General features: G+C 72.4%; 19 protein-coding genes. 11 read left to right on the top strand and 8 right to left on the bottom strand.

The window, feature by feature from the left end; translation table 11 throughout:
* The first annotated feature begins 104 nt into the window (after window positions 1-104).
* Entirely contained in the window at window positions 105-974 is an 870-nt protein-coding gene (locus O4J56_RS05585) for a helix-turn-helix domain-containing protein (protein ID WP_270684058.1), read from the top strand.
* Window positions 975-1,488: 514 nt separating this feature from the next.
* On the opposite strand, the gene O4J56_RS05580 is transcribed toward O4J56_RS05585, so the two are convergent.
* The 6 genes from O4J56_RS05580 to O4J56_RS05555 form a co-directional block, all read right to left on the bottom strand.
* Complete coding sequence (locus O4J56_RS05580; protein WP_270684057.1) at window positions 1,489-1,722, bottom strand: DUF397 domain-containing protein; 234 nt, start codon at window positions 1,720-1,722, stop codon at window positions 1,489-1,491.
* 248 nt (window positions 1,723-1,970) lie between these two features.
* Window positions 1,971-3,008: a metal ABC transporter solute-binding protein, Zn/Mn family gene (locus tag O4J56_RS05575; protein WP_270684056.1), complete on the bottom strand. Its 1,038-nt coding sequence runs from the start codon at window positions 3,006-3,008 to the stop codon at window positions 1,971-1,973.
* Between the two features lie 86 nt (window positions 3,009-3,094).
* Window positions 3,095-3,763 (bottom strand): potassium channel family protein, encoded by a 669-nt coding sequence (locus tag O4J56_RS05570; RefSeq protein ID WP_017622458.1) that lies wholly within the window; start codon window positions 3,761-3,763, stop codon window positions 3,095-3,097.
* A 20-nt stretch (window positions 3,764-3,783) separates the two neighbouring features.
* Window positions 3,784-5,184, bottom strand: coding sequence for a TrkH family potassium uptake protein (locus tag O4J56_RS05565; protein ID WP_270684055.1), 1,401 nt, complete (start codon window positions 5,182-5,184; stop codon window positions 3,784-3,786).
* A gap of 145 nt (window positions 5,185-5,329) precedes the next feature.
* Window positions 5,330-6,601, bottom strand: a complete 1,272-nt coding sequence (gene nhaA, locus O4J56_RS05560) for a Na+/H+ antiporter NhaA (RefSeq protein ID WP_270684054.1) — start codon at window positions 6,599-6,601, stop codon at window positions 5,330-5,332.
* A 286-nt stretch (window positions 6,602-6,887) separates the two neighbouring features.
* Window positions 6,888-7,805: a cation diffusion facilitator family transporter gene (locus O4J56_RS05555; protein ID WP_270684053.1), complete on the bottom strand. Its 918-nt coding sequence runs from the start codon at window positions 7,803-7,805 to the stop codon at window positions 6,888-6,890.
* 96 nt (window positions 7,806-7,901) lie between these two features.
* On the opposite strand from O4J56_RS05555, the gene cmtR reads away from it, so the two are divergent.
* The 3 genes from cmtR to O4J56_RS05540 all read left to right on the top strand — a co-directional run bounded on the left by cmtR (window position 7,902) and on the right by O4J56_RS05540 (window position 12,331).
* Window positions 7,902-8,249 carry a Cd(II)/Pb(II)-sensing metalloregulatory transcriptional regulator CmtR gene (cmtR, locus tag O4J56_RS05550; protein ID WP_270684052.1) on the top strand — a complete coding sequence of 116 codons (348 nt, stop codon included), beginning with the start codon at window positions 7,902-7,904 and terminating at the stop codon, window positions 8,247-8,249.
* A 393-nt stretch (window positions 8,250-8,642) separates the two neighbouring features.
* Window positions 8,643-11,915 (top strand): efflux RND transporter permease subunit, encoded by a 3,273-nt coding sequence (locus O4J56_RS05545; protein WP_270684051.1) that lies wholly within the window; start codon window positions 8,643-8,645, stop codon window positions 11,913-11,915.
* 221 nt (window positions 11,916-12,136) lie between these two features.
* Window positions 12,137-12,331, top strand: a complete 195-nt coding sequence (locus O4J56_RS05540) for a hypothetical protein (RefSeq protein WP_270684049.1) — start codon at window positions 12,137-12,139, stop codon at window positions 12,329-12,331.
* A gap of 112 nt (window positions 12,332-12,443) precedes the next feature.
* Here the strand turns inward: O4J56_RS05540 and O4J56_RS05535 are convergent, their stop codons facing one another.
* On the bottom strand, window positions 12,444-13,013 hold the full coding sequence (locus O4J56_RS05535) for an ATP-binding protein (protein WP_270684048.1): 570 nt from the start codon (window positions 13,011-13,013) through the stop codon (window positions 12,444-12,446).
* Window positions 13,014-13,594: 581 nt separating this feature from the next.
* Here O4J56_RS05535 and O4J56_RS05530 point away from each other — a divergent pair.
* From O4J56_RS05530 to O4J56_RS05520, 3 genes are all read left to right on the top strand, one after another.
* Window positions 13,595-15,661, top strand: coding sequence for a PhoX family protein (locus O4J56_RS05530; protein ID WP_270684047.1), 2,067 nt, complete (start codon window positions 13,595-13,597; stop codon window positions 15,659-15,661).
* 88 nt (window positions 15,662-15,749) lie between these two features.
* On the top strand, window positions 15,750-16,832 hold the full coding sequence (mgrA, locus tag O4J56_RS05525) for an L-glyceraldehyde 3-phosphate reductase (RefSeq protein ID WP_270684046.1): 1,083 nt from the start codon (window positions 15,750-15,752) through the stop codon (window positions 16,830-16,832).
* 104 nt (window positions 16,833-16,936) lie between these two features.
* Window positions 16,937-17,455 carry a GNAT family N-acetyltransferase gene (locus O4J56_RS05520; protein WP_270684045.1) on the top strand — a complete coding sequence of 173 codons (519 nt, stop codon included), beginning with the start codon at window positions 16,937-16,939 and terminating at the stop codon, window positions 17,453-17,455.
* A 175-nt stretch (window positions 17,456-17,630) separates the two neighbouring features.
* Here O4J56_RS05520 and O4J56_RS05515 read toward each other — a convergent pair whose 3' ends face one another.
* The gene (locus O4J56_RS05515; protein WP_270684044.1) at window positions 17,631-19,145 is read right to left on the bottom strand and encodes a sodium/proline symporter; all 1,515 of its coding nucleotides are present in this window, start codon (window positions 19,143-19,145) and stop codon (window positions 17,631-17,633) included.
* Between the two features lie 528 nt (window positions 19,146-19,673).
* Between O4J56_RS05515 and O4J56_RS05510 the strand changes: the two genes are divergently transcribed.
* From O4J56_RS05510 to O4J56_RS05495, 4 genes are all read left to right on the top strand, one after another.
* Window positions 19,674-20,819 carry an NDMA-dependent alcohol dehydrogenase gene (locus tag O4J56_RS05510; protein WP_270684042.1) on the top strand — a complete coding sequence of 382 codons (1,146 nt, stop codon included), beginning with the start codon at window positions 19,674-19,676 and terminating at the stop codon, window positions 20,817-20,819.
* Window positions 20,820-21,586: 767 nt separating this feature from the next.
* Window positions 21,587-22,570, top strand: coding sequence for an ABC transporter permease (locus tag O4J56_RS05505; protein ID WP_270684041.1), 984 nt, complete (start codon window positions 21,587-21,589; stop codon window positions 22,568-22,570).
* A 67-nt stretch (window positions 22,571-22,637) separates the two neighbouring features.
* A complete protein-coding gene (locus tag O4J56_RS05500; RefSeq protein ID WP_270684040.1) occupies window positions 22,638-23,555 on the top strand; it encodes an ABC transporter permease in 918 nt (305 codons plus the stop codon).
* Window positions 23,556-23,568: 13 nt separating this feature from the next.
* The gene (locus O4J56_RS05495; protein WP_270684038.1) at window positions 23,569-25,704 is read left to right on the top strand and encodes a dipeptide ABC transporter ATP-binding protein; all 2,136 of its coding nucleotides are present in this window, start codon (window positions 23,569-23,571) and stop codon (window positions 25,702-25,704) included.
* Window positions 25,705-25,726 lie beyond the last annotated feature (22 nt).

Raw genomic sequence — 25,726 nt, 5'->3', positions numbered from 1 at the left:
GGCGCTATCGTGGGGGGATGCAGGAGTGAGTTCCACGGCGCCCGGCCGCTCCGAGGCCGAGCACAGGGCGGCGCCGGACGGCCACGTCTGGGGAGGCAGCGGTCATGAGCGGCATCGCGCGCATCAAGCAGGGCGCCGGCCCCACCGTGCGCCGGATGCTGCTCGGGTCGGAGCTGCGCAAGTACCGGGAGAAGGCCGGGATCTCGCGCGGCGAGGCGGGCCACCACATCCGCGGCTCGGAGTCCAAGATCAGCCGCATGGAGCTGGGCCGCGTCGGGTTCAAGGCCCGCGACGTGGAGGACCTGCTCCTGCTCTACGGCGTCACCGACCGCGACCTCATCCGCACCATGGGCCAGATGGCCCGGGACACCAACAAGCCCGGCTGGTGGCAGCAGTACGGTGAGGCGCTGCCCAACTGGTTCCAGGTCTACGTCGGCCTGGAGGAGGCGGCCAGCCGCATCCGCGTCTACGAGGCCCAGTTCATCCACGGCCTGCTGCAGACCGAGGAGTACGCCCGCGCGGTCATCAACGGCGGCGTCGGCCTGCCCGACCAGGCCACCGAGGACCGCGTCAAGGTGCGCATGCGGCGCCAGCGGCGGCTCGACGAGCCCAACGTGAAGCTGTGGGCCATCCTCGACGAGGCCGCCGTGCGGCGCCCCGTCGGCGGGCCCGAGCTGATGCGCCGGCAGATGCAGCGGCTGGTGGAGCTGTGCGACCACCCGCACATCACGCTGCAGATCGTGCCCTTCAGCGCCGGTGTGCACGCGGCCGAGGCCGGGTCCTTCTCCATCCTGCGCTACCCGGACTTCGAGCTGTCCGACATCGTCTACGTCGAGCACCTGACCGGCTCGCTGTGCCTGGACAAGCGCGCCGAGGTCGACGCCTACACGATGGCCATGGAGAAGCTCAGCGTGATCGCCTGCCCTCCCAACGAGACGCAGGAGATCCTCAAGGACATGGTCGACGAGTTCTAAGAGCCGGCGCGCGTAGGCGGGCGGACCGCAGGGGTCCGGCTCCCGCCGACTCCGCCCCCCGAGCGCTGCCCCTGCGTCGTTGATCTCGGGGAATGCGCCCCTAAAAGCGGCCCGGTAGCGTCGTTTCTCCCGAGATCAACGCGGAGCGCGCTCCCGCTGCCTCCGCCGTCGGGTGCCGGGGCATCCTGAGTGGTGGAATCGACATCCGATCCGCTGAGAAGCGTCGATTCCACGACGCCCGCCCCCACGTCGACCGCCCGGTGTGTCCGGTATGTGTTGCCCGTGCGGCCCCTCTGCAGACGGGCGGTGCCGCCGACCCGGTGGGGCCGGCGGCACCGTCGTCTTCGCCGGGACGGCTCGGCCCCGGGGGCCGGAGGGCCGAGCACGGTACACACCCCGCCCCGGTGTGCGTCGGGGCGGGGCCGAGGGGAGCGAGAGCTCCGTCCCCCGCTCTGGTCGTCCGGAACTCCCTCCGCGGGCTCACCGCGGGTCGTCGCGAGGGGTCGGTCAGAGGTCAGCTGAGGAAGTTGTCGAAGTCCCCGTCCTTGGCGCCCAGGATCAGGGCGTCGATCTCGGCCTGGGTGTAGACCAGCGCCGGCCCACCCGGGAACCGGGAGTTGCGCACCGCGATCGAGCCGTCGGGGAGCTTGGCCATCTCCACGCACGAGCCGCGGGAGTTGCTCCGCCGGCTCTTCTGCCAGGCGGCGTCCGTGAGCTCGGTCGCCGGGATGCCGTTGTACGCGCTCATGATGCTGCGTTCCTCCTTCATCCTTGTGTGTCGCGGCGCTGTGCAAGTGTCGATGCACGTGCATTAGCACCGTACTTTGATCAGGATAGCGCACGTGCATCGGGCGCGTGGGGTGCTTTTCTCCGGATGTAGGCGGCTTGTAAGCACGTGCAATCCCTCGCTTCGGGATTGCATGAGAACGGGCCCCGCCGTACGGCGGGGCCCGTGGGGGGCGGCGCGCCCGGGGCGCGCGGCGGGGTCGTCGGGGGTCAGGAGCAGCCGAGCCCCTCGCGCAGGGTCTCCAGGTTGGCGCGCATGACCGAGGGGTAGTCGTCGCCGGGGGAGTCGTCGGTGATGCCCTCGATCGGGTCGAGCACCGCGGTCTGGGCCCCGGCCTCGTCGGCGATGGTCTCCGCGACCGCCGGGCTCACCAGGGTCTCGGTGAACACCGTGGTCACGTCGTGCTCCTTGACCAGGTCGGCCACCTCGGCGATGCGGGCGGGGGAGGGCTCGGTCTCGGGGTCCAGGCCCGAGATGCCGATCTGCTCCAGGTCGTGGGCGTCGGCCAGGTAGCCGAAGGCGGAGTGGTTGACCACCAGCTCGCGGCTGTCGCACTCGGCCAGCCCGTCGTCGTACTCCCCGCCGATCTCCTCCAGCTCGCCGCGGATCTTCTCGGCGTTGGCCCGGTAGGCGTCCGCGCCGTCGGGGTCGGCCTCGGCCAGGCGGTCGGCGAGGCCGTCGGCGGTCTCGGCCATCCGCCCGGTGTCCAGCCACATGTGCGGGTCCAGCTCGCCGTGCTCGTGGCCGTCGCCCTCGGAGTGTTCGCCCTCCTCCTCGGCGTGCTCGTCGCCGTGGCCCTCCTCGGCGTGGCCCTCGTCCCCGTGCGCCTCCTCGTCGTGACCGCCCTCGTCGTGCCCGTCCTCGCCGGGGTCGTTCGGGCGCAGCTCGACCAGGTCGGCCACGTCGAGCGCGGTGCCCTCGGCGGCGACCTCGGCGACGGCGTCGTCCACGGCCGGCTGCAGCCCGTTCACGTAGAAGACCACGTCGGCGTCGGCGACCTCGCCGGTCTGCCGCCCGGTCAGCTCCAGGTCGTGCGGCTCGGTCCCGGGCTCGGTGAGGTTGGAGACCGCGACGCGGTCCCCGCCGACCTGTTCGGCCAGCCACTGCAGGGGATAGACACCGGTGACGACGGTGACCTCGGCGCCGCCTTCGCCCCCGCCGCCCCCGCTGGCGTTCCCGCACCCGGTGAGCGCGACCGCGGCGGCCGCTCCGGCCGCCATCACCTTGACCGTCGTCCTGGTTCTCATAGGACGATGATCGGGAAAATGAAAATGGTTGTCAATTCGCCCGATTCGTCCGGTCCCCCGACGGGTGGGCGCGCACCCCCGGCGGCTCAGTTGATCTCGGCGAACCGCTCCACGTCGTCGGTCTTTCCTGCGACCACGATCACATCGCCCTTCTGCGGCACGGTGTTCTCGGTGGCGTAGGTGAACTGCTCCCCGTGGTGCTTGATGCTGACCACGGTGATCCCGTACTTGGCGCGGATCCCGGTGTCGCCCAGGCGGCGGCCGATGACCTCGCGCGGGGCCCGCGTCTTGCCCAGCGCGAACCCCTCCTCGATCTCGACGTAGTCGAGCATCCGGCCGGAGACCAGGTGCGCCACCCGCTCACCCATGTCGTGCTCGGGCAGCACCACGTGGTGCACGCCCACCTGCTGCAGGATGCGCCCGTGGCGGCGGCTGACCGCCTTGGCCCAGATGTGCGGCACCCCCATGTCCACCAGCAGCGAGGCGGCCAGGATGCTCTCCTCCAGGTGGGTGCCGATCGCCACCACCGCGCGGGTGAACTCCTGGGCGCCGATCTGGCGCAGGGCCTCCTCGTCGGTGGCGTCGGCGACCACGGTGTGGGTGAGCGACTCGGCGTAGGCCTGGACCAGCCGCGGGCTGGAGTCCATGCCCAGGACCTCCCAGTTGTGCGCCACCAGCTCCAGGGCCAGCGAGCTGCCGAACCGGCCCAGCCCGATGACGAGGACGCGCTTGTCGTTGGTCTTGCTGCGCGGCACTGGCGTATCTCCTTGTTCGACTATCCGATGATCGGGCGCGACTCCGGCAGGTCATAGCGCTTGGCCCGCTCCCGCAGGGCCAGGGCCGCCGCGAAGGTCACCGGGCCGATGCGCCCGGCGACCATGAGCACGACCAGCAGGATATGCGCGCCCGGGGGCAGGTCGGCGGTGATGCCCATGGACAGGCCGACCACGCCGGAGGCCGAGATCACCTCGAACAGCACCGGCACGAGTTCGAAGGGGGTGGCGGCGACGACGGCGACGGTGGAGACCACCACCACCGTCATCGACAGGAACAGCAGGCTGAGCGACTGGCGGACCACGCCCGGGGACAGCTTGCGCCCGAACACGTGGACGTGCGGGTTGCCGCGGATCTCCGCCCACACCACGAGGAGGATCACCGCCAGGGTGGCCACCTTGATGCCCCCGGCGGTCCCGGCGCTGCCCCCGCCGACGAACATCAGCATCATGACCACCATCAGCGTGGAGTCGTTCATCGCGCCGACGTCGACCACGTTGAACCCGCCGCTGCGCGGCATGATCCCGTGGAAGGTGCCGTCCAGCACCCGCTGCCACCAGGCCATGTGCCCCAGCGTCGCCGGGTTGTTCCACTCCAGGGCGGTGACCGCGGCGGCGCCGCCCGCGAACAGCAGCACCGTGGTGACCACCGTGAGCTTGGTGTGCAGCGTCCAGCGGCGCGGGCGCGCCAGGTGGCGCCGCAGCTCCAGCAGCACCGGGAAGCCCAGCCCGCCCAGGACCGTGGCCAGCGCCGCGGGCAGCACCACCAGCGGGTCGGCGGCGAAACGGGTGAGGCTGTCGGGGTACAGCGACAGCCCCGCGTTGTTGAACGCCGACACCGAGTGGAACACGCCCCGGTACACCGCCGAGAGCGGCGCCATGCCGTGCTCCAGCCAGAAGCGGGGGACGAGCACGGCGGCGACCGCGGCCTCGCAGGCCAGGCTGGCCACCACCACCCGGCCCACCACCCCGCGCAGGTCTCCCACCTGCAGGGCGCGCGTCTCGGCCTGCACGCTGAGCTGCATGCGCAGCCCGAAGCGGTGGATCACCACCACGCCCAGCACCGAGGCCAGCGTCATGATGCCGATCCCGCCGATCTGGATCAGCACCATCACGGTGATCTCGCCGAAGTGGGTGAGCCGGGCGCCCAGGTCGATGACGGACAGGCCGCACACCGCCAGCGCGGTCGTCGAGGTGAACAGCGCCTCGACGAAGGTCAGGCCCTCACCGCCGGCGTGCGCGGCCGGCAGCATGAGCAGGCCGGCGCCGGCCAGGTCCACCGCCACGAAGCAGAGCACGAAGATGCTGGCGGGCCGCTTCCACAGGCCGCGCAGGGGGTCGTCGCGCCGACCCGTCCCGCGCGCCGCGTCGGTGTGTCCCGGGGCGACGGTTCTTCGTCCCATCCGTGCTCAGCCGCTCCGTCCTGGTACCGCGCCCGGGCCGCCGAAGGGGCCGGGAAGGCTTCGAGGGTCAGTGTCCCTGGAAACTGTCCGGGGCACGGCGGGGTTCCCCGCCCGCCCGGCGTGTCGGCGGCTCCGGGCGCGCCGTTCAGCCCTCCGCGCGGGCCGCCTCGTCCCCGCCGCCGCCGGAGTCGGCGGTCCGCGCCCCCAGGCGCCGGTAGTGGGCGCTGCGGACGGCCAGCACGCAGGTGGCGAGCACGGTCGCGATGAGGGAGGCGATGAGCACGCCGGACTTGGCGTCCTCCATCATGTGCAGGTCGCCGGGGAAGGACAGCTCGGTGATGAGCAGGGAGACGGTGAACCCGATCCCGGCGAGCATCGCCATCCCGGCGATGTCGATCCAGCTCAGGGTCGGGTTCAGCTCGGCGGAGGTGAGCTTGGTGGTCACCCAGGAGCCGCCGAGGATGCCGATCAGCTTGCCGGCGACCAGGCCCAGGATGACGCCCAGCGCCGCGGTGTCGGTGAAGATGGTGCCGAAGCCGGTGAAGACCACCCCGGCCGACATCAGCGCGAAGACCGGCAGCACCAGCCCGTGGGCCCAGGGCCGCAGCAGGTGCTCGGCGCGGTGCGAGGGCGCCTCGAACTCCCCGGAGTGGGCCACCGTGCGCATGAGCATGCCCATGGCGACGCCGGCGATGGTGGCGTGCACGCCGCTGCCGTGCACCAGCACCCAGATGGCCGCGGCCAGCGGCACGTAGACGGTCCAGTTGGGCAGCCGCGAGGCGTTGAGGCGGGCCGCCAGGCCCTTGCCGCGCTGCAGGTAGCCGAAGACGGCCAGCAGGGCGATGGCGCCCAGCAGCGGGCCGAAGGAGACGTGGTCGGTGTAGAAGACCGCGATGACGATGATCGCGCCCAGGTCGTCGACGATCGCCAGGGTCAGCAGGAAGGTGCGCAGCGCCGGGGGCAGGTAGCGCCCGATCACGGCGAGCACCGCCACCGCGAAGGCGATGTCGGTGGCCATCGGGATGCCCCAGCCGCCCAGCGCCTCGGGGCGGCCCAGGTTGATCCCGGCGTAGATGAGCGCGGGCACGGCCATGCCGCACACCGCGGCCACGATGGGCAGCACCGCCCGGCGCGGGTTGCGCAGCTCGCCGTGGACGAACTCCTGCTTGAGCTCGTTCCCGACGATGAAGAAGAAGACCGCCAGCAGGGCGTCGGAGGCCCAGGCCTCCACCGACAGGTCCAGGTGCAGCCCGGAGGGGCCGAAGGCGAAGGTGCGGATGGCCTCGTAGGAGCCGCCGGCGGGGGAGTTGGCCCATATCAGCGCCGCCGCCGCGCCGAAGATCAGCAGGAACCCCGCGACCACGTCCTCGCGCAGAAGGTCGGCGACCCCTTTGAGGCCGCGGCGTTGTGAGGCCATGCGTTGCGCTCCCCCCGAACCGGCTCGGCTGTCCTGCTGCGGCGTGTGCCGACGTCGTCCCGGAACCGGCCGTGCGGGGGGCTTCGCGGCCGCGGACGAGAAGAGCCGCGCCCCCGGAACGCCGCGCGGCGCGCCGCGCGGATGCGCCGGGCCGCATGGGCCTGCCGTGGACGGGGCGCCGTCGACCCGACCCCGTCGAGGATACTCATGGGGCGTCCCGGATCGGACCACCAGGTCCGGGGGAGGCGGACCCGGGAGTGTCGCGCCTCCACCCGGCGGCCCCGCCCTAGCGGTGCCGGGCGCCCTCGTGCTCGGCGTGCCCGGCGGGTTCGAGCTGGAGTGTGGAGTGCTCCACGTCGAAGTGGCCGTCCAGGCAGGCGTGCAGCTCGTCCAGCATGCGCCCGGCGTCGGCCAGGTGGTCGTCGGCGACCACGACGTGGGCCGACAGCACCGGCACCCCCGAGGTGATGGTCCAGGCGTGCAGGTCGTGCACGTCGATCACGCCGGGCTGGCGCAGCATGTGGGTGCGGACCTCCTCCAGGTCCACCCCGCGGGGCACCGCCTCCAGCAGCACGTGCACCGACTCGCGCAGCAGCGACCAGGCGCGCGGCACGATGATCGCGGCGATGATGAGCGAGATGGCGGTGTCCACCGCCGACCAGCCGGTGGCCCAGATGACGGCGCCGCCGACGATGACGCCGACCGAGGCCATGGCGTCGCCCATGACCTCCAGGTAGGCGCCGCGCACGTTCAGGCTCTCCTGCTGGCCCGAGCGCAGCACCAGCAGCGCGACGATGTTGACCGCCAGCCCGAACGCGGCGACGGCGACCACCCAGGGCCCGGCGACCTCCCGGGGCTCGCTGATCCGCTCGATGGCCTCGTAGGCGATGAACGCGCACAGCAGGAAGAGGAGCACCGCGTTGATGGCGGCGGCCAGCACCTCGGCCCGCTGGAGGCCGAAGGTGCGGCTGCTGTCCGGCGGCCGCGCGGCGATCCACACCGCGAACAGCGCCAGCATCACCCCGGCCGAGTCGGTGACGGTGTGCCCGGCGTCGGCGAGGAGCGCCAGGCTGCCCGAGAACGCGGCGCCGGCGACCTGGACGACGGCGACGGACAGCATCAGCCCCAGGACCAGGGCCAGGCGGCCGCGGTGGGCGCCCCCGGCGGTGGCGTGCCCGTGTCCATGGCCGTGGCCGGCTCCCATGGCGCCTCCTGTCGGTACGGGCGGCGGTGCGCCGCCAAACGGTTCAGCCGTCACTGTTTATACAGCCTCGGCTGTCTATACAGCAAATACTGTAAAATGGTTTTCATGTTGACCTCCGAGCAGCGCCTGACCGCGATCCACCGCCTCGGCCGCGCCCTGGCCGACCCGACGCGCTGCCGCATGCTGCTCGCCCTGCTGGAGGGGCCCAGCCACCCCGCCGGGCTCGCCGACACGCTGGGTCTTACCCGGCAGAACGTCTCGAACCACCTCGCCTGCCTGCGCGAATGCGGCCTGGTGCAGGGCCGCCAGCAGGGCCGCCAGGTCACCTACGAGCTGGTCGACGCCTCCCTCGCGCACGCCCTGGAGGACCTGCTGGACGTGGTCTGGGGCGTGGCCGAGGAGCACACCCCGCCGGGGGAGAGCACCCCCGTGCCCGCGGGCTGACCCCCCACCGCGCGGAGTTCCCGCGCGGCCGCTCCCGGACCGTCCCGTTCCGGCCCCGGACACGAGCCGGTAACGCCGACCCTGACACGGGGCTGACACGCCCCTGAGAGACCCCTGAATCCGGCCCCACCCGCCCCACCCTGCTCCGAGACGCGAAGTATCGTGTGATTCGCGTGCCCGGCACACCCGGCGGCCCCGTTCCCGCCCGCGGGTGATTCCCGACCGCCCGGCGCGGCACCGCGCACAGGCGCGCGGTCCGGCGCGGCGGCGACCGCACGATCAGAACTTCCGTCGAGGAGCACCGACTCTCATGTCCCCATTTGCCGAGAACGCTCTTGGCGACCCCGCGACCGGCCGCCCGTCCCCGGGCGCGCCGCTGAGCGGAGGCGCGCGATGAACCGACTGGTCACGACGTCCCTGGGCAACCGCGCGCTGATCCTGCTGGTCACGCTGTCGGCCGTGGTCTTCGGCGTGCTCGCCGCAGGCTCGGCCAAGCGCGAGCTGATGCCCTCCATGGACCTGCCCATGGTGATGGTCGGCGCCCAGTACCAGGGCGCCTCGCCCGAGGTGGTGGAGAACGAGGTCACGCTGCCGCTGGAGCAGGCCGTCAAGGGCGTGTCCGGCATCTCCTCCTACACCTCCACCTCCTCCAACGGGAGCGCGCAGGTGGTCGCCGAGTTCGACTACGGCGACAGCACCGACGACGTGGTGCGCGACGTCCAGCGCGCCGTCGACCAGGTCGAGGGGCAGCTGCCCGACGACGTGGACCCCAGCGTCCAGTCCTTCGGCCTGGACGACATGCCGGTGGTCATGCTGGCGGTCGGCGCGGGCGACGACGACGCCCAGGCGCTGGCCGAGCCGCTGCGGGAGACCGTGGTCCCCGAGATCGAGTCCATCGACGGCGTGCGCGCCGCGACGGTGACCGGTGTCGAGGAGTCCTCCGTCGCGGTCACCCCCGACGAGGACGAGCTGGAGGACGCCGGGCTCAGCGAGGCCGACGTCACCGCCGCCCTGCAGTCCAGCGGCGTGCTCTCGCCCGGCGGCGACATCACCGAGGACGACCGCACCCTGACGGTGACCACCGGATCGCGCCTTGAGTCCCTGGAGGACATCGAGGACGTCCAGGTGGTGCCCGGTGCCGGGGGCGGCGGGGCCGCCGCCGGGGGCCAGGGCGCCGCGGGTGCCGCAGGTGCCGGGGGCGCGGCCGGGGCGGCCGGCGCGGCCGGGGCCCCGCAGGCCGCACCCGAGCCGGTGCGCCTGGGCGAGGTCGCGGACGTCGCGATGGAGACCGAGGACAGCGGCTCGGTCACCCGCACCGACGGCAAGCCCAGCCTGGGCCTGATGATCCTGAAGACCCCCGAGGGCAACACCGTCGAGATCTCCGAGGCGGTCCAGGACCGCATGGGCGACATCGAGCAGGCGCTGGGCGGCGACGCCGATGTCAGCGTCGTCTTCGACCAGGCGCCCTACATCGACGAGTCCATCGTCGCGATGTTCGAGGAGGGCGTGCTCGGCCTGGCCTTCGCCATCGCCATCATCCTGGCGTTCCTGCTCTCGGTGCGCTCGACGCTGGTGGCGGCGGTGTCCATCCCGGTGTCGCTGCTGGTGTCGATGATCGGCATGGAGGTCTTCGGCTACAGCCTGAACATCCTCACCCTGGGCGCCATCACCGTCTCCATCGGCCGCGTGGTCGACGACTCCATCGTGGTGCTGGAGAACATCCGCCGCCACCTGGGCTACGGCAAGGAGAAGATGGAGGCGGTCGCCACCGGCACCCGCGAGGTCGCCACCGCGATCACCTCCTCCACGCTGACCACCATCGCCGTGTTCCTGCCGATCGGCTTCGTCGGCGGCATGGTCGGCGAGCTGTTCCGGCCCTTCGCGGTCACCGTCAGCATCGCCCTGGCCGCCTCCCTGCTGGTGGCGCTGACCATCATCCCGGTGCTGGCCTACTGGTTCATGAAGCCGCGGCCGGTCCCGCCGGAGGAGGCCGAGCGGATCATGGCCGAGGAGCGCGCCAAGGAGCTGCGCTCCCCGCTGCAGCGCGCCTACCTGCCGGTCATCCGGTGGACCACCCGCCACCGGGTGCTGTCCCTGACCGCCTGCGTCGCGCTGCTGATCGGCACGTTCGCGCTGGCCTTCAGCCCCGCCCTGAAGACCAACTTCCTCGGCGACGAGGGGCAGAACACCTACCAGGCCACCCAGGAGCTGCCGCCCGGCACCTCCGTCGAGGAGGCCGACGCCGAGGCCGAGAAGGTCGAGGAGAAGCTGGACGGGCTCGCCTGGGTCGACTCCTACCAGGCCGCCATCGGCGGCGGCGACCCGATGGCCGCGATGGCCGGCGGCGGCGGGGCCGGCTCCACCAGCTTCACCATCACCACCGACCCCGACGGCGACCAGGCGGTCTACAAGGAGAAGCTGCGCCAGGCCTTCGCCGACGTGGACACCGACAACGAGGTCGTGCTCGCCGACGCCGGCGGGATGGGCTCGGCGCTGGAGGTCCAGGTCACCGCGGACGACCCGGAGACGCTGGAGGAGGCCGCCGACGAGGTCGAGGAGGCCGTGCGCGGCATCGACGGCGCCGCCGACGTGGAGAACAGCATCTCCGCCGCCCTGCCCATGCTGGAGGTGCGGGTCGACAAGGAGGAGGCCGCCGAGGAGGGGCTGAGCGAGGCCCAGGTCGGCCAGGCCGTCTCCCGGGCCTTCCAGGGCGAGACGGTCGGCAGCGCCACCGTCGACGACCGCCGCCACGACGTGGTCGTGCACGTCCAGGCCGCCCCCGAGTCGGTGGAGGACCTGGAGCAGCTGGAGCTGGCCGCGCCCGCGGGCGGCACGGTCGAGCTCAAGGACGTCGCCGACGTCGAGGAGGTCGTGCAGGCGCCGGAGCTCAACCGCGCCGACGGCGTCACCAGCGCCACGGTGTCGGCCTCGCCGACCGCCGACGACCTGGGCAGGGTCAGCGCCGAGCTGGCGCAGGCGCTGGACGGGCTGGACCTGCCCGAGGGCGCCTCGGCCGAGATCGGGGGCGTCAGCTCCGACCAGAGCGAGGCCTTCGCCCAGCTCGGCATCGCCATGCTGGCCGCGGTGGTGATCGTCTACCTGATCATGGTCGCCACCTTCAAGAGCCTCATGCAGCCCTTCATCCTGCTGGTGTCGATCCCCTTCGCCGCCACCGGGTCGCTGGGCCTGCTGATGCTCACCGGCCAGCCGCTGGGGCTGCCGGCCATGATCGGCCTGCTGATGCTGATCGGCGTGGTGGTCACCAACGCCATCGTGCTGATCGACCTGATCAACCAGTACCGGTCGCAGGGCATGGAGCTGCGCGAGGCGGTCGTGGAGGGCTCCCGGCACCGGCTGCGTCCGATCCTGATGACGGCGCTGGCCACCATGGGGGCGCTCACCCCGATGGCGCTGGGCATCACCGGCGGCGGGGCGTTCATCTCCCAGCCGCTGGCCCTGGTGGTCATCGGCGGCCTGTTCACCTCGACGCTGCTCACCCTGGTGCTCGTGCCGGTGCTCTACACCATGGCCGAGGGCCGCAAGGAGCGCCGCGCCAAGCGCCGGGCCGCCAAGCGCGAGGCCGCGCTGGCCGAGGTCCGCGCCGAGCGGGAGCGCGAGCGCGCCGGGGCCGCCGCGGCCCCGGGCGAGGGGCCGGAGGCCGGCTGACCCGGTCCGGCCGCGGCCGGACCGGAACCCGCGTGAGCGGGGAGCCGGATTCCCCCGCGGGGGCGGCGGGCGGTGGACACCGCCCGCCGCCCCCGCGCGCCTGTGCGCTGGGGCGGCGCCCCCGTAGGCCCCCCGACCTGGCCCGCAGCCCCCGCGGCGGTGTCCCCCGACTCCGCCGCGCCGTTTTGCGATCGGCTGTTATCCCAGGCAAGCTGCCCTTTATGGATAGCAGGGACAGGGACCTCGACGACCTCGTCCGCCAGGAACTGGGGGAGGAACCGTCACAGGAGGCCAAGGACTACGCCCGCGAACTCTACGAGAAGTACCGCGCCAAGGTGTTCGGCGCCGACGCGGACGAGCAGGAGGGGCAGGGCGTGCAGGACGCGCGGACCGACGGGGCCGAAAGGAGCGAGTAGTGCTCGGGCCTGGGCCCAGCCACAGCCGACCACGGCGACGACGTACCGACGGACGGGGTCTCCCCCGCGGGGGAGACCCTTCGTCGTGTCCGGGGCCCTTCGGGTGGGCCCCTCAGGCGGTGCGGCGGGCGGCGGCCCCGGGGCCGGCGGCGTCCTCCGCGGCCCCTTCGGGGAGTTGGTCGTGTGGGTTCTCGGGGTGCTCCCCGGGGGCCTCGCCGAGCGGTCCGGGGTGCGGGGCGGCCTCGTCGGCCTCCTCCCAGACCAGCTCGTACCAGACGGTCCGGCCCAGCCCGCCGGGGCGGTGCTCGGTCCCCCACTTGGCGGCCAGCGCCTCCACCAGGTCCAGCCCCCGCCCGTGCTCGGCGGTGTCGTAGGGGTCGCGGTGCTGGGCCCGCGGGTGCTCGGGGCTGCCCAGGTCGCGCACCTCCACCCGGGTCCACCCCGGGGCGGTGCGCACGGTGACCTCGAACTTGCCCCCGGAGGTCCCCGAGGCGCTGTGGGTGATGGCGTTGGTGGCCAGCTCGCTGGTGAGCAGGGTCGCGGTCGCGGCCTCGGGGCTGTGCGCCAGCGCCCGCTCCACGAAGCGGCGCGCGTGCTTGATCTGGTGGGCCAGGCCCGGGAACCGGCGGCGGGCCGGGGGCCCCGGGGCGTCGGGCTCTGCGGGGTGCTCTGTCATGGTCATCGCCGGACGATCGATGGACGGATGGATCGTGCCCGGGCGCGGGGCGCGTCCGAGCGGGTCCTCGCCGGGCGGCGTCCGATGCCCGCGCGGGTCACGGCGCTGGAGGAATCGGCCGAGGACCGCTCGTCTGGGGGACGGTGTGGACTTGTCGGGCGGTCGGCGCCGGAGGGGGTGGGGCACCGTCCGCGGTCAGGGGAGACGAATCCAACGGACAGGATACGCCCGCTGACGTCCGGTGAGTCGCACGGGGGGTGGTGTGCGGCACGGAACCCCCGTGCGGCAGGGGATGCGGCACGCACGCCCGGGTGGACACGGGGCCGCGCGCGGGTAGGGGCCGGGTGACAGGCCGGTGAAGGGGCCTCCACGGCGAGAGGTGTTTCGGCTACGGTGCGTCTCAGATGTGGGCCCGGACACAAGGGGAGGGCAATGCGTGCCGGTGTGTTGGCGGTGCATTCACCGCGTCTTCACCGCCGCGAGCAGCGCCTTCGCCAGTGTCGGGACGGTCCGGGCGCCGCCGGCCACGGCTCGCACGGCCGACGGGGCCCGCACGCATCACCCCGTTGACCTCCAGGAGGAGTTCCGTGCCCGATTCCGCGCCCCGACGCTCCCTGCCGATCATCGGCCAGGCGGGCGGCGGGAGATCCAGGGTCACCTGCCGCCTCCGCTGCGGCGACGCCTGCTTCCACGAGGCCCCCAACACCAGCGCGAACCCCTATTTCGGCGACATCTTCAGCGCCATGGTCTCGCGCCGGAACGCCTTGCGCGCCGGGGCCGTGGGCACCGGGGCCGCCGCCGGGTTCGCCGCCCTCGGCGGGCTGGCCGCGCCCGCCATGGCCGACCCGAAGAACGGCAGGGGCAACCCGCGCCTGCGCTTCGAGGGCCTGCCGCCGGGCGACTCGGACGCCGTCGAGGTGCCCAAGGGCTACGAGCAGGAGGTCGTCATCAGCTGGGGCGACCCCGTGCTGCCGGACGCCCCCGAGTTCGACTTCGAGAACCAGACCGCCGAGGCCCAGGCCAAGCAGTTCGGCTACAACTGCGACTACGTCGGCTTCGTCCCGCTGGACCGCGGCAACGGCTACGGCAAGGGCGGCAGGCACCGGCCGCAGCGCGCGCTGCTGTACGTCAACCACGAGTACACCAACGAGGGGCTGATGTTCCGCGGGTACTCCGACGACACCGCCACCGAGGAGCAGATCCGCACCGCCATGGAGGCGCACGGCGGCTCGGTCGTGGAGATCGAGCGGGTGGGCCGCACCGGGCAGTGGAAGCCCGCCGGGGGCGAGCGGCCCTTCAACCGGCGCATCACCGGCACCACGCCCTTCGAGATCACCGGCCCGGCCGCCGGGGACGAGCTGCTGCGCACCGAGGCCGACCCGTCGGGCACCGAGGTGCTCGGCATGCTGAACAACTGCTCCGGCGGCACCACCCCGTGGGGCACGTTCCTCTCCGGCGAGGAGAACTTCAACCAGTACTTCGTCAACGCCGACAGCGCCCCCGAGGACGTCCGGGAGAAGCTGGCCCGCTACGGCATGACCGGCGGCGAGGAGGGGCGGCGCTGGAACCGCGTCGACGAGCGGTTCGACCTGTCCAAGCACCCCAACGAGGCCAACCGCTTCGGCTGGATCGTCGAGATCGACCCGACCGACCCCGAGGCCAAGCCGCGCAAGCGCACCATGCTGGGCCGGTTCAAGCACGAGGGCGCCAACCCGCGCATCACCGACGACGGGCGCGTGGCGGTCTACCTGGGCGACGACGAGCGCTTCGACTACATGTACAAGTTCGTCAGCGCCAAGAGGTTCCGGGAGGGCTCGGCCCGGCACAACGCCACCCTGCTCGACACCGGGACGCTCTACGTCGCCAAGCTGAGCGGCAACAGCCCGGCCGAGGAGATCGACGGCTCCGGCGCGCTGCCCTCCGACGGCGCCTTCGACGGCGTCGGCGAGTGGGTCGCGCTGTGCACCGACACCGAGAGCTTCGTCGAGGGCATGAGCGTGGCCGAGGTGCTGGTCTACACCCGCATCGCCGCCGACAAGGCGGGCGCCACCAAGATGGACCGGCCCGAGGACTTCGAGCCCAACCCGGTCACCGGCAAGGTCTACTGCGCGCTGACCAACAACAGCTCGCGCGAGCCCGGCCAGGCGGACGAGCCCAACCCGCGCGGGCCCAACAAGCACGGCCACATCCTGGAGATCACCGAGGCCGGGAACGACGCCGGGGCCACGGAGTTCACCTGGGACGTGCCCATCGTCTGCGGCGACCCCGAGGACGAGAGCACCTACTTCGCCGGGTACGACAAGTCGAAGGTGGCGCCGATCTCGTCGCCGGACAACCTCACCTTCGACGAGCACGGCAACCTGTGGATCTCCACCGACGGCCAGGGCAAGCTGGAGATCAACGACGCCCTGCACGCGGTCCCCATGCACGGCAAGTACAAGGGCGAGCTGAAGACCTTCGCCACCGTGCCGCTGGGCGCCGAGTGCTGCGGCCCGCTCATCACCGAGGACCAGAAGACGGTGTTCATCGCGCCGCAGCACCCCGGTGAGGACGGCACCGCGGAGGAGCCGCAGAGCACGTGGCCCTTCGGGGACTTCCCGCGCCCCTCGGTGGTGGCCATCTGGCACTCCAAGGGCAAGGACATCGGCTGCTGACCCGGTAGCCGGACCAGGGGGGCGGGGGGTGGCAGCGGGGCGCCCATCGGTGCACGTCCCACTGTTCCGAGATGGAATGATGGGACCCATGGTGCGAGAAGCAGACATTCCGCGACTGGACGTTCCGAGCGCGGGGGTCCACCGCGCCGACTCCGACCGCTACGACGGGCGCATGCCCTACCGGCGCACGGGGCGCAGCGGGCTCGACCTGCCGGCGATCTCGCTGGGGCTGTGGCACAACTTCGGCGACGACCGGGCGCTGGCCGACCAGCGGGCGGTGCTGCGCCGGGCCTTCGACCTCGGCGTCACCCACTTCGACCTGGCCAACAACTACGGCCCGCCGCCCGGCTCGGCCGAGCTGAACTTCGGCCGCGTGCTGCGCGAGGACTTCCGCGCCTACCGGGACGAGCTGGTCGTCTCCACCAAGGCGGGGTACGAGATGTGGCCCGGCCCCTACGGCAGCGGCGGGGGATCGCGCAAGTACCTGCTGGCCAGCCTCGACCAGTCGCTGGCCCGGATGGGCCTGGACCACGTCGACATCTTCTACAGCCACCGGTTCGACCCCGACACCCCGCTGGAAGAGACGATGGGCGCCCTGGACGCCGCCGTGCGCTCGGGCAAGGCGCTCTACGCGGGGATCTCCTCCTACTCCCCGGAGCGCACCGCCGAGGCCGCCGCGATCATGCGGGGGCTGGGCACCCCGCTGCTCATCCACCAGCCCTCCTACTCGATGGTGAACCGGTGGATCGAGGACACCGGGCTGCTGGACACCCTGGAGGCCGAGGGGATGGGCTGCATCGCCTTCTCCCCGCTGGCCCAGGGCATGCTCACCGGCAAGTACCTCGACGGCGTTCCCGAGGGCTCGCGGGCGGCGTCCGGGAAGAAGTCCTTCCGCCCCGAGTGGCTCAACGACGACAGCCTGGCGACGGTCCGCGCCCTGAACGGCATCGCCGCCGACCGCGGGCAGACGCTGGCCCAGCTCGCCCTCCAGTGGGCGATGCGCGACCCGCGCGTGACCTCGGTGCTGATCGGCGCCAGCAGCGTGGAGCAGCTGGAGGACAGCCTGCAGGCGGTGCACGGCCCCGAGCTGACCGCCGATGAGCTGTCCGCGATCGACGCCCATTCCAAGGAGCTGGGCGTCAACATCTGGAAGCGCTCCAGCGACGGCTGACCGCGTCCGCGTTGATCTCGGGAGAAACGCCCCTACAGGCGCGGTTTTAGCGTCCCTTTTCCCGAGATCAACGGGCTTGGGGCGGGACGGAGGGAAGGGAGCCGATGGGCGGCATGACGATCGCGGTGCGCTGTGCGCGGCCGGAGGACGCCGAGGCGATGGCGGAGGTGTTCCGCGAGGCCGGGGCCGCGGGCTGGGCCCACTTCCTGCCGGAGGAGGAGCTGCGGGCCGAGCCGCTGCGCCCCGCCGTGTACGCCGCGGGGATCAGTGCGCCGGAGACGCGGGTGTTCGTCGCCGAGGACCCGTCCTCGGACCGGGTCGCCGGGTTCGCCCTGTGGCGCCCTCCGACCGACCCGGCCGCCCCGTGCGACGAGGCCGAGCTGCACCTGTTCTACGTGCACCCCGGCCACTGGGGCGACGGGACGGCGCGTGTGCTGATGGACGCGGTGCTGAGGTCGATGCGGTCCGAGGGGCGGCGCCGGGCCACCCTGTGGACGGCCGAGCCCAACCACCGCCCGCGCGCCTTCTACCGCCGGGAGGGCTGGGAGCCCGACGGCGGCCGCCGCTCCAAGACGCGCAACGGGATCACCTTCACCGAGCTGCGCTACGCCCTCGACCTGTGACGCCCCGCCCTTCGGCGATGATCTCGACGAAGGTGCTGTCATTCCTGCGGTTTTGGCAGCACTTCTGTCGAGATCATCGCGGGTTCGGACGCGCGTGGGGGCGGGCGCGCGGCGCCCGCCCCCACGACGGTCCGGCCCGTCCGCGTCCCCGGGGACGCGGACGGAGGCGGCCGGGTCAGCCGTGCACGTCCTCCCGCTCGCCCGAGCCGCCCTTGAGCAGGCCCATCATGCGGTCGACGCCCTCGGGCCGCCGGGTCATGGCGCTGACGGCCACCACCGCGACGGTGGAGGCGATGGCGCCGGGCACCAGCTCGTAGAGGACGTCGGACAGGGTGTAGTACCAGGCGATGGTCACCAGCGCCCCGGCGATGATGCCCGCGGCGGCCCCGGCGGCGGTGGTGCCGCGCCAGAACAGGGCCAGCAGCAGGGGCGGGCCGAAGGCCGCGCCCAGCCCGGCCCAGGCGAACAGCACCAGCCAGAACACCAGGCTCTCCACGCCGGGGACGTAGAGCAGCCCCACCGCCAGCAGGCAGATGACCAGCACCACCACGCGGCTGACCATCACCAGGTGGCGCGGGTTGAGGTCCTCGGCGTCCTTCTTGATGAGCCGCTGGTAGATGTCGCGGACCACGCCGGAGGTCGCCACGAGCAGCTGGGAGTCGGCCGAGGACATGATCGCCGCGAAGACCGCCGCGATCAGCAGCCCGGCGATGATGCCCGGCAGGTAGGCGTTGGCCAGGAACGGGAACAGCTGCTCGCTGTCGGCGCCGGGCAGGGCCTCCACGTCGCCGTAGACGGCGCGGCCGGACAGGCCGATGAACACCGCGCCCCAGCCCATGAGCACGTTCCAGACCGTGCCCCACAGGGCGGCCGGGCGCAGGCTGGCGGGGTCGTCGATGGACATGTAGCGCACGACGATGTGCGGCTGTCCGGGCGAGCCCAGGCCGATGCCCACGGCGGCGATGATCCCGCCGAAGCCGATGGCGTAGGGGTCGAGCAGCGCGGGGTCCAGGGCGCGCAGGGTGTCGAACATCGGCCCCCAGCCCAGCGAGGCCACCACCACCAGCGGAAGGACCACCAGGCCGACGATCATGAAGATGGCCTGCACGGCGTCGCTCAGCGCCACGGCCACGTACCCGCCCAGCAGGGTGTAGACCAGGACGACCCCGGCGGTGATCCACACGCCGGTGGTGTCGGCGACGCCGAACGTGCCGGCGAAGGCCTTGCCCCCGGCGGCGAACTGGGAGGAGACGTAGGCGGTCATGAACAGCACGACGACCGTCACGATCAGCACCCGCAGGCCCGGCCCACCGCCCAGGCGGCTGGCGAAGAAGTCGGGCAGGGTGATGTCCTTCATCCGGCCGGTGAAGCGGCGCAGCCGGGGCGCGGCGAACAGGAACAGGAACAGTTCGACCGTGGTGTAGCCGACCACCGACCACACGGCGGCGGCGCCGTCGACGAAGGCCAGGCCGGTCACGCCGAGCACCAGCCACCCGCTGCGGCCCGAGGTCACCGCGCTCATCGCCACGACGAAGTGCTTCATCGCGCGGCCGCCGAGGAAGAAGTCGGTCATCGAGCCGGAGCGCGAGCCCGCCGCGTACAGGGCGATGCCGACCAGGAGCAGGAGGTAGACCGCGAAGGAGGCGATGACCGCCCAGTTCGCGTCCACGGAGACGGCGGTGTCGCTCACCGTTCCACCCCCTGGTCCTTCGTGGCCGTGGCCGCGTAGCCCAGGACGGCGGCGACCAGCACCAGGAGCGGTAACACGAACAGGGCGAAGTTCATGGGGGGTCCTCCGGTTCGGTGGGGAAGGGCGGCCGGCGGGGGCGGGGTGGCCGCTCCGGCCGTCACGCAAGGTAGTGGTCCGGACTCTGAAACACGACCGCGCCGAAGAGGGACGTCTGAGGCCAAGAGTGATCCCGGGTGACATACGCGGCGCCCGGTTCCGAAGATCGCCAGGAGCGGTGACCGCGGCGTGACGGAAGGGTCGCGGATTCGTGACCCATACCCCTTGGTCGGTCGGCACGGGCACCCGGCCGGATGCGGTAAATGGCCCGTGGTGGTGTCGTCGGACCTCTGACGCGTTCGGGGTGGGGGCGGGGGAGGCGGGTATTGACACCCCGGGGCCCCGGTGGTCCACTGGCGGCGTACCGCCTGCCAACCAAGCACTCGCTCGGCGCGACGTTTCCACCCCCCTCACGGAAGGCCGGACGCCACGATGCCGAACACCCCGATGACGGCGCGCGCCGCCGCGATCATGGAGCAGCCCGGATCCTGGCGGATCGTCGACGTCGAACCGGGCGAGCCGCGGACCGGCGAGGTCCTGGTGCGCTTCAGGGCCGCGGGGCTGTGCCACTCCGACGCCCACGCCGCCTCCGGGGCGATGCCCGTGTCGAAGCTGCCGCTGATCGGCGGGCACGAGGGCGCCGGGGTGGTGGAGGAGGTCGGCCCCGGGGTGGACCGGCTGGCCCCGGGCGACCGGGTGGCGGCCCAGTTCGTGCCGAGCTGCGGGCGCTGCCCCAACTGCCGCCGCGGCCGGATGAACATGTGCGACCTGGCGATGCTGGGCCTGGCGGGGTCCATGGCCGACGGCACCTACCGGGCCCGCGTCGACGGGCGGGAGGCCGGCCAGATGACGATGCTCGGCACCTTCGCCGAGCGGGCCGTGGTGCCGCAGTACTCCCTGGTGCCCATCCCCGACGGCGTCTCCTTCGAAGCGGCCGCGCTGGTGAGCTGCGGCGTGCTCACGGGGTGGGGCTCGGCGGTCAACGCCGCCGGAGTGGGCGCCGGGGACACGGTCATCGTCATGGGCACCGGCGGCGTGGGCATGAACGCCCTGCAGGGGGCGGCCGCGCGCGGCGCCGCGCACGTGATCGCCGTCGACCCGGTCCCGTTCAAGCGCGAGGCGGCGCGCGAGTTCGGCGCCACCGCCTCCTTCGCCACCATGGCCGAGGCCGCCGACCACGCGCGGCTGGCCACCGGCGGGCAGGGGGCCGATTCGGCCATCGTGTGCGTGGGGAACCTGGACCCCGGGCACGTGGCCGAGGCGGTCGCCGCGATCGGGCGCGGGTCGACGGTCGTCGTCACCGGGATCGGCGACGCCGCCGAGGTGGGGCTGCCGATCAGCCTCTGGGAGCTGGCGATGACCGAGAAGCGCATCCAGGGGACCCTGTACGGCACGCACACCCCGGGCGACGGCATCCCGCGCCTGCTGGAGATGTACAAGGCGGGGCGGTTGAAGCTCGACGAGCTGATCACGCGCCGGTACAAGCTCGACGAGATCGCCGCGGCCTACGAGGACCTGCACGCGGGGCGGATCATCCGCGGAGTGGTCCTGCACGGCGACGAGGGCGCGGCGTCCTAGGTCCCGTCCGGAGTCCTCCCGCCCGCCCCACCGTCGTTGATCTCGGGGAAACCGCCCCTACGAGTGCGCTTTCAGCGTCGATCCCCCCGAGACCAACGGGGATCCGGACCGGTGGGGCCATAGGAGGAGCGCCGGGTCCGCCCGGGCCCCGCCGTACAGGGCCCGGCCCCGCCTGCGGCCGGGGGCCGGACCGCCGGAATGTGCGGGGCGACGGGTAAGCGCGCGTTAACAACGGCGAAAAACGGTCATGGGAAAGGGCCGATATCGGAGCGCCGGATCGGGGTGCGGCCTCTTCTGTGGAAGAGGCCGCACCCCGATCCCGGCAGGGCCGGCGCGCCCCGCGCCGACGTGCGGCGGGATGATCATGAAAGGCGCGGCCCGCCGCTCGCGATTCGGCGCATGGCGCCGCAATTTCGGACACGGGGCCGTGCGCAGGGACGCCGCGAGACGGAAGGGCGTCCGCGGTGCTTTGAAATTGGACGATCTGACCCTCGTTGTGCTTTCTTGATGTCACGGTGACCGGTCGGTGTCCAGTGACCCAGCACACTCGTTGAAATTCCGGGCACGGACCGTGAATCGGAAGAAAACGCACGTTTCGGTGGTCGTCGGGAGCGAACCTCGCCGGTGGCGCACGGGATCCCCACCCCACCCTGACCGCCCGCGGTCACGGGGGAGCTCCCCGCGGCTCCGGCCCCCCGCGCGTCCCGCGGCCTCCGACGCACCGGCACGCCCATACGTGCCGCCCCGCGCAGGGTAGGAGGCCCGCTTTGTGGTTGTTCCTGGTCAGACGACTGGTGAACTATCTGGTCCTGATCGTCGTGGCCACGACCTGCGCCTACCTGCTGGCCGCCTCCGCGCTGAGCCCCCGCGTCAACTACGAGAACCAGAGCCCCCGCCCCAGCGAGGCGGCCGTCGACGCACGCCTGGACGAGCTCAACCTCAACGACAAGACACCGCTGGCCGAGCGGTGGATGGTCTGGGCGGGCGACGTCGTCACCGGTGACTTCGGCAAGACCGTCACCGGCAGCTCGGTCAACGACCAGATGGAGATCCGCGTCCTGGTCTCGCTGCGCCTGATCGTCGCGGGGACCGTCCTGGGCGCCACCGCCGGTGTCGCCATCGGCGCCTACGCCGCGGTCAAGCAGTACGGGCTGTTCGACCAGCTGTCGACCGGCGCGGCCTTCACCGTGCTGGCCGTGCCCGCCGTGGTGGTGGCGATCACCCTGCAGGTGATCGCGATCTGGCTGAACGGCGCCGCCGGGCAGACGCTCCTGGTGTTCAACGGGGAGGCCACGCCCAGCCTGGACGCCGGGTTCTTCGGCACCGTCTGGGACCGGCTCAAACACATGTTCCTGCCGACGGTGGCCCTCGCGCTCGGCCAGTTCGCCGTGTTCAGCCGCTACCAGCGCAACATGATGCTCGACGTCCTGGGATCGGACTTCGTGCGCACCGCCCGCGCCAAGGGGCTGACCCGGCGCGCGGCCCTGCTCAAGCACGCCCTGCGCACCGCGCTGATCCCCACGGTCACCTACTTCACCTTCACCTTCGGCGTGATGATGGCCGGCACCACCTTCACCGAGAAGGTCTACAACTGGAAGGGCATGGGGTCCTGGCTGATCGACTCCATCGCCACCAACGACGTGCACGCCGTCGCCGCGGTCTCCTGCTTCATGGCGGTGTGCGTGATGGCGGCGGCGTTCCTGTCGGACCTGCTCTACGCCTGGCTCGACCCGAGGGTGAGGGTGGGCTGATGGCCCGGCAGAACAGCGCACCGCCCGGGCGCACCGCGCCCCCGACCCCCGCCCAGGAGCCCATCCGATGAGCATGTCCGCAGAGCGCACCGCCGCGCCGGACGCGCCCGGCGAGGGACCGGCGCCGGCCCGCACCCCGGGCCGCTGGTCCTCCGTGCTGCGCCAGATGCTTCAGACGCGCCGCGTCGTGTTCGGCGTCGTGACCATCGTGCTGATGGTCGTCATCGCCTGGGTGGGGCCGCTGCTGAGCCCCTGGGAGTTCGGCGAGCGCGACTACGCCGCCTTCCTGCAGCCGCCCTCGCCCGACCACTGGTGGGGGACCGACAACACCGGCCGCGACGTCTTCGTCAGCACCATGGTCGGACTGCAGAAGTCGGTCATCATCGGCCTGCTGGTGGCGGTGCTGTCCACCATGGTGGCCGCCGTCGTCGGAGCCTTCGCCGGGTACTTCCTCGGCGTCACCGACCGGGTCCTGATGTGGATCACCGACCTGCTGCTGGTGCTCCCGAGCTTCCTGATCCTGGCGATCCTCTACCCGGTCCTGCGCGACCAGGGCTGGGTGGTGTTCGTCGCGCTGCTGGCGGCGTTCCTGTGGATGGTCACCGCCAAGATGGTGCGCGGCATGACCATCTCCCTCAAGGAGCGCGAGTACGTGCTGGCCGCCCGGTACATGGGCGTGCCCGCCTGGAAGATCATCTTCCGGCACATCATCCCGAACATGTCCTCGCTGCTGATCGTGGACGCCACGATCAACGTCAGCTCGGCCATCATCGTCGAGACCAGCCTCTCCTACTTCGGGTTCGGCGTGCAGCCGCCCGACGTCTCGCTCGGCTCCCTCATCTCCGACGGGGCCGGCCAGGCCGTCACCCATCCGTGGACCTTCGTGTTCAGCACGGGCCTGCTCGTGCTGCTGGTCCTGGCCGTCAACCTGATCGGGGACGGGCTGCGCGACGCCCTCGACCCGCAGTCGAAGCGCCGTGCCTAGGGGAGAGGAAGACATGACCGAGACCATCACCGCGAACGGCGCCGGCGGCCCGGAGGCGGCCGAGACCGGCGCGCCCGTCCTGGAGATCGAGGACCTGCACGTCACCTTCCCCGGCCGGGGCAAGGAGCCCGACGTCAAGGCGGTCCGCGGCGTCGGCTACAGCGTGCGGCGCGGCGAGATCCTGGGGATCGTCGGCGAGTCCGGGTCGGGCAAGTCGGTGTCCTCCATGGCCGCCATGGGGCTGCTGCCCGACAACGCGCGCGTCACCGGCTCCATCCGGCTCCACGGCGAGGAGCTGCTGGGCCTGGACGACAAGGCCATGTCCGCCAAGCGCGGCTCCCGCATCGCCATGGTGTTCCAGGACCCCCTGTCCGGGCTCACCCCCGTGTACACCGTCGGCGACCAGATCATCGAGGCGGTCCGGGTCCACAACCCCAAGATGGGCAAGGAGAGGGCCGCCGAGCGCGCGGTGGAGCTGCTCGACCTCGTGGGCATCCCCAACCCCGCCCAGCGGGCCAAGGCGTTCCCGCACGAGTTCTCCGGCGGCATGCGCCAGCGCGTCATGATCGCCATCGCGATCGCCAACGACCCCGACGTCATCATCTGCGACGAGCCCACCACCGCGCTCGACGTCACCATCCAGGCCCAGATCCTGGAGGTGCTCAAGACCGCGCAGCGCGAGACCGGCGCCGCCATCGTGATGATCACCCACGACCTGGGCGTGGTCGCCGGGCTCGTGGACCGCGTGCTGGTCATGTACGCCGGGCGCCCGGTCGAGGTCGGCGCCGTCGACGACGTCTACTACCGCACGCGCATGCCCTACACCATGGGACTGCTCGGGTCGGTGCCCCGGCTGGACACCGAGGAGCACGCCCCGCTGGTGCCCATCGAGGGCAACCCGCCCTCGCTGAGCGCCCTGCCGCCCGGGTGCCCCTTCGCCCCGCGCTGCCCGATCGCCACCGACGAGTGCCGCGCCGAGGAGCCGGAGCTGCTGGAGGTCGGCGGCGGGCACGGCGACGGGCACACGGCCGCGTGCATCCGCGCCCCCGAGATCGAACGCGAGGGCTGGACCGCCGCCGACGTCTACCCGGTGCCCGCGATCGGCGAGGCCCCCGCGGCCCGCACCCGCCGGGCCGACCGGGAGACCGTGCTCCAGGTCGACGGGCTGGTCAAGCACCACCCGCTGATGAAGGGAGCGGTGTTCAAGCGCCGCGTGGGCACCGTCTACGCCGTCGACGGGGTCAGCTTCGACATCGCCGAGGGCGAGACGCTGGGCCTGGTCGGCGAGTCCGGCTGCGGCAAGTCCAGCACCCTCATGGAGATCCTCAGCCTGGAGCGCCCGCAGAGCGGGACGGTCGACCTGCTGGGGCGGCGCTCGGGCACGATGAGCGCGCGCGAGCGCTTCGCCGTCCGCCGCGACGTGCAGGTCGTCTTCCAGGACCCGATGAGCTCCCTGGACCCGCGCATGCTCGTCTTCGACGTCGTGGCCGAGCCCTTGCGCACGCACGGCTACCCCAAGGACAAGCTGCGCGCGCGGGTGAACGAGCTGCTGGACCTGGTCGGGCTGGACCCGGCGCACGCCGGGCGCTATCCCCAGGAGTTCTCCGGCGGGCAGCGCCAGCGCATCGGCATCGCCCGCGCCCTCGCGCTGGAGCCGCGCCTGCTGATTCTGGACGAGCCGGTCTCGGCGCTCGACGTGTCGATCCAGGCCGGGGTCATCAACCTGCTCGAAGAGCTGAAGGTGCGGCTGGGCCTGTCCTACCTGTTCGTCGCGCACGACCTGTCGGTGGTGCGGCACATCGCCGACCGGGTCGCCGTGATGTACCTGGGGCGGATCGTGGAGATCGGCGAGGTCGGGAGGATCTTCGGCAGCCCGGCCCACCCCTACACGCAGGCGCTGCTGTCGGCGATCCCGGTGCCGGACCCGGAGAAGGAGCGCGCCCGCACGCACATCGTGCTGGAGGGCGACCTGCCCAGTCCGGCCAACCCCCCTTCGGGCTGCCGGTTCCGGCCCCGCTGCCCCAAGTTCGCCGGGCTCTCCGAGGCCGAGCGCGTCCCGTGCATCGAGGTCTCCCCGGACCTGGAGCCCACCGGCGAGGACGACCACACCGCCGCCTGCCACTACGCGCAGGGGCGCACCGTCGTCTGACCCCCCGTATCCCCCGCTCCGG

Source organism: Nocardiopsis endophytica, assembly GCF_027706725.1.
In the GTDB taxonomy this organism is placed as follows: Bacteria; Actinomycetota; Actinomycetes; order Streptosporangiales; family Streptosporangiaceae; genus Nocardiopsis_A; species Nocardiopsis_A endophytica.
The sequence above is the reverse complement of the archived record's forward strand: the minus strand, read 5'-3'. Positions and strand labels throughout refer to the sequence as shown.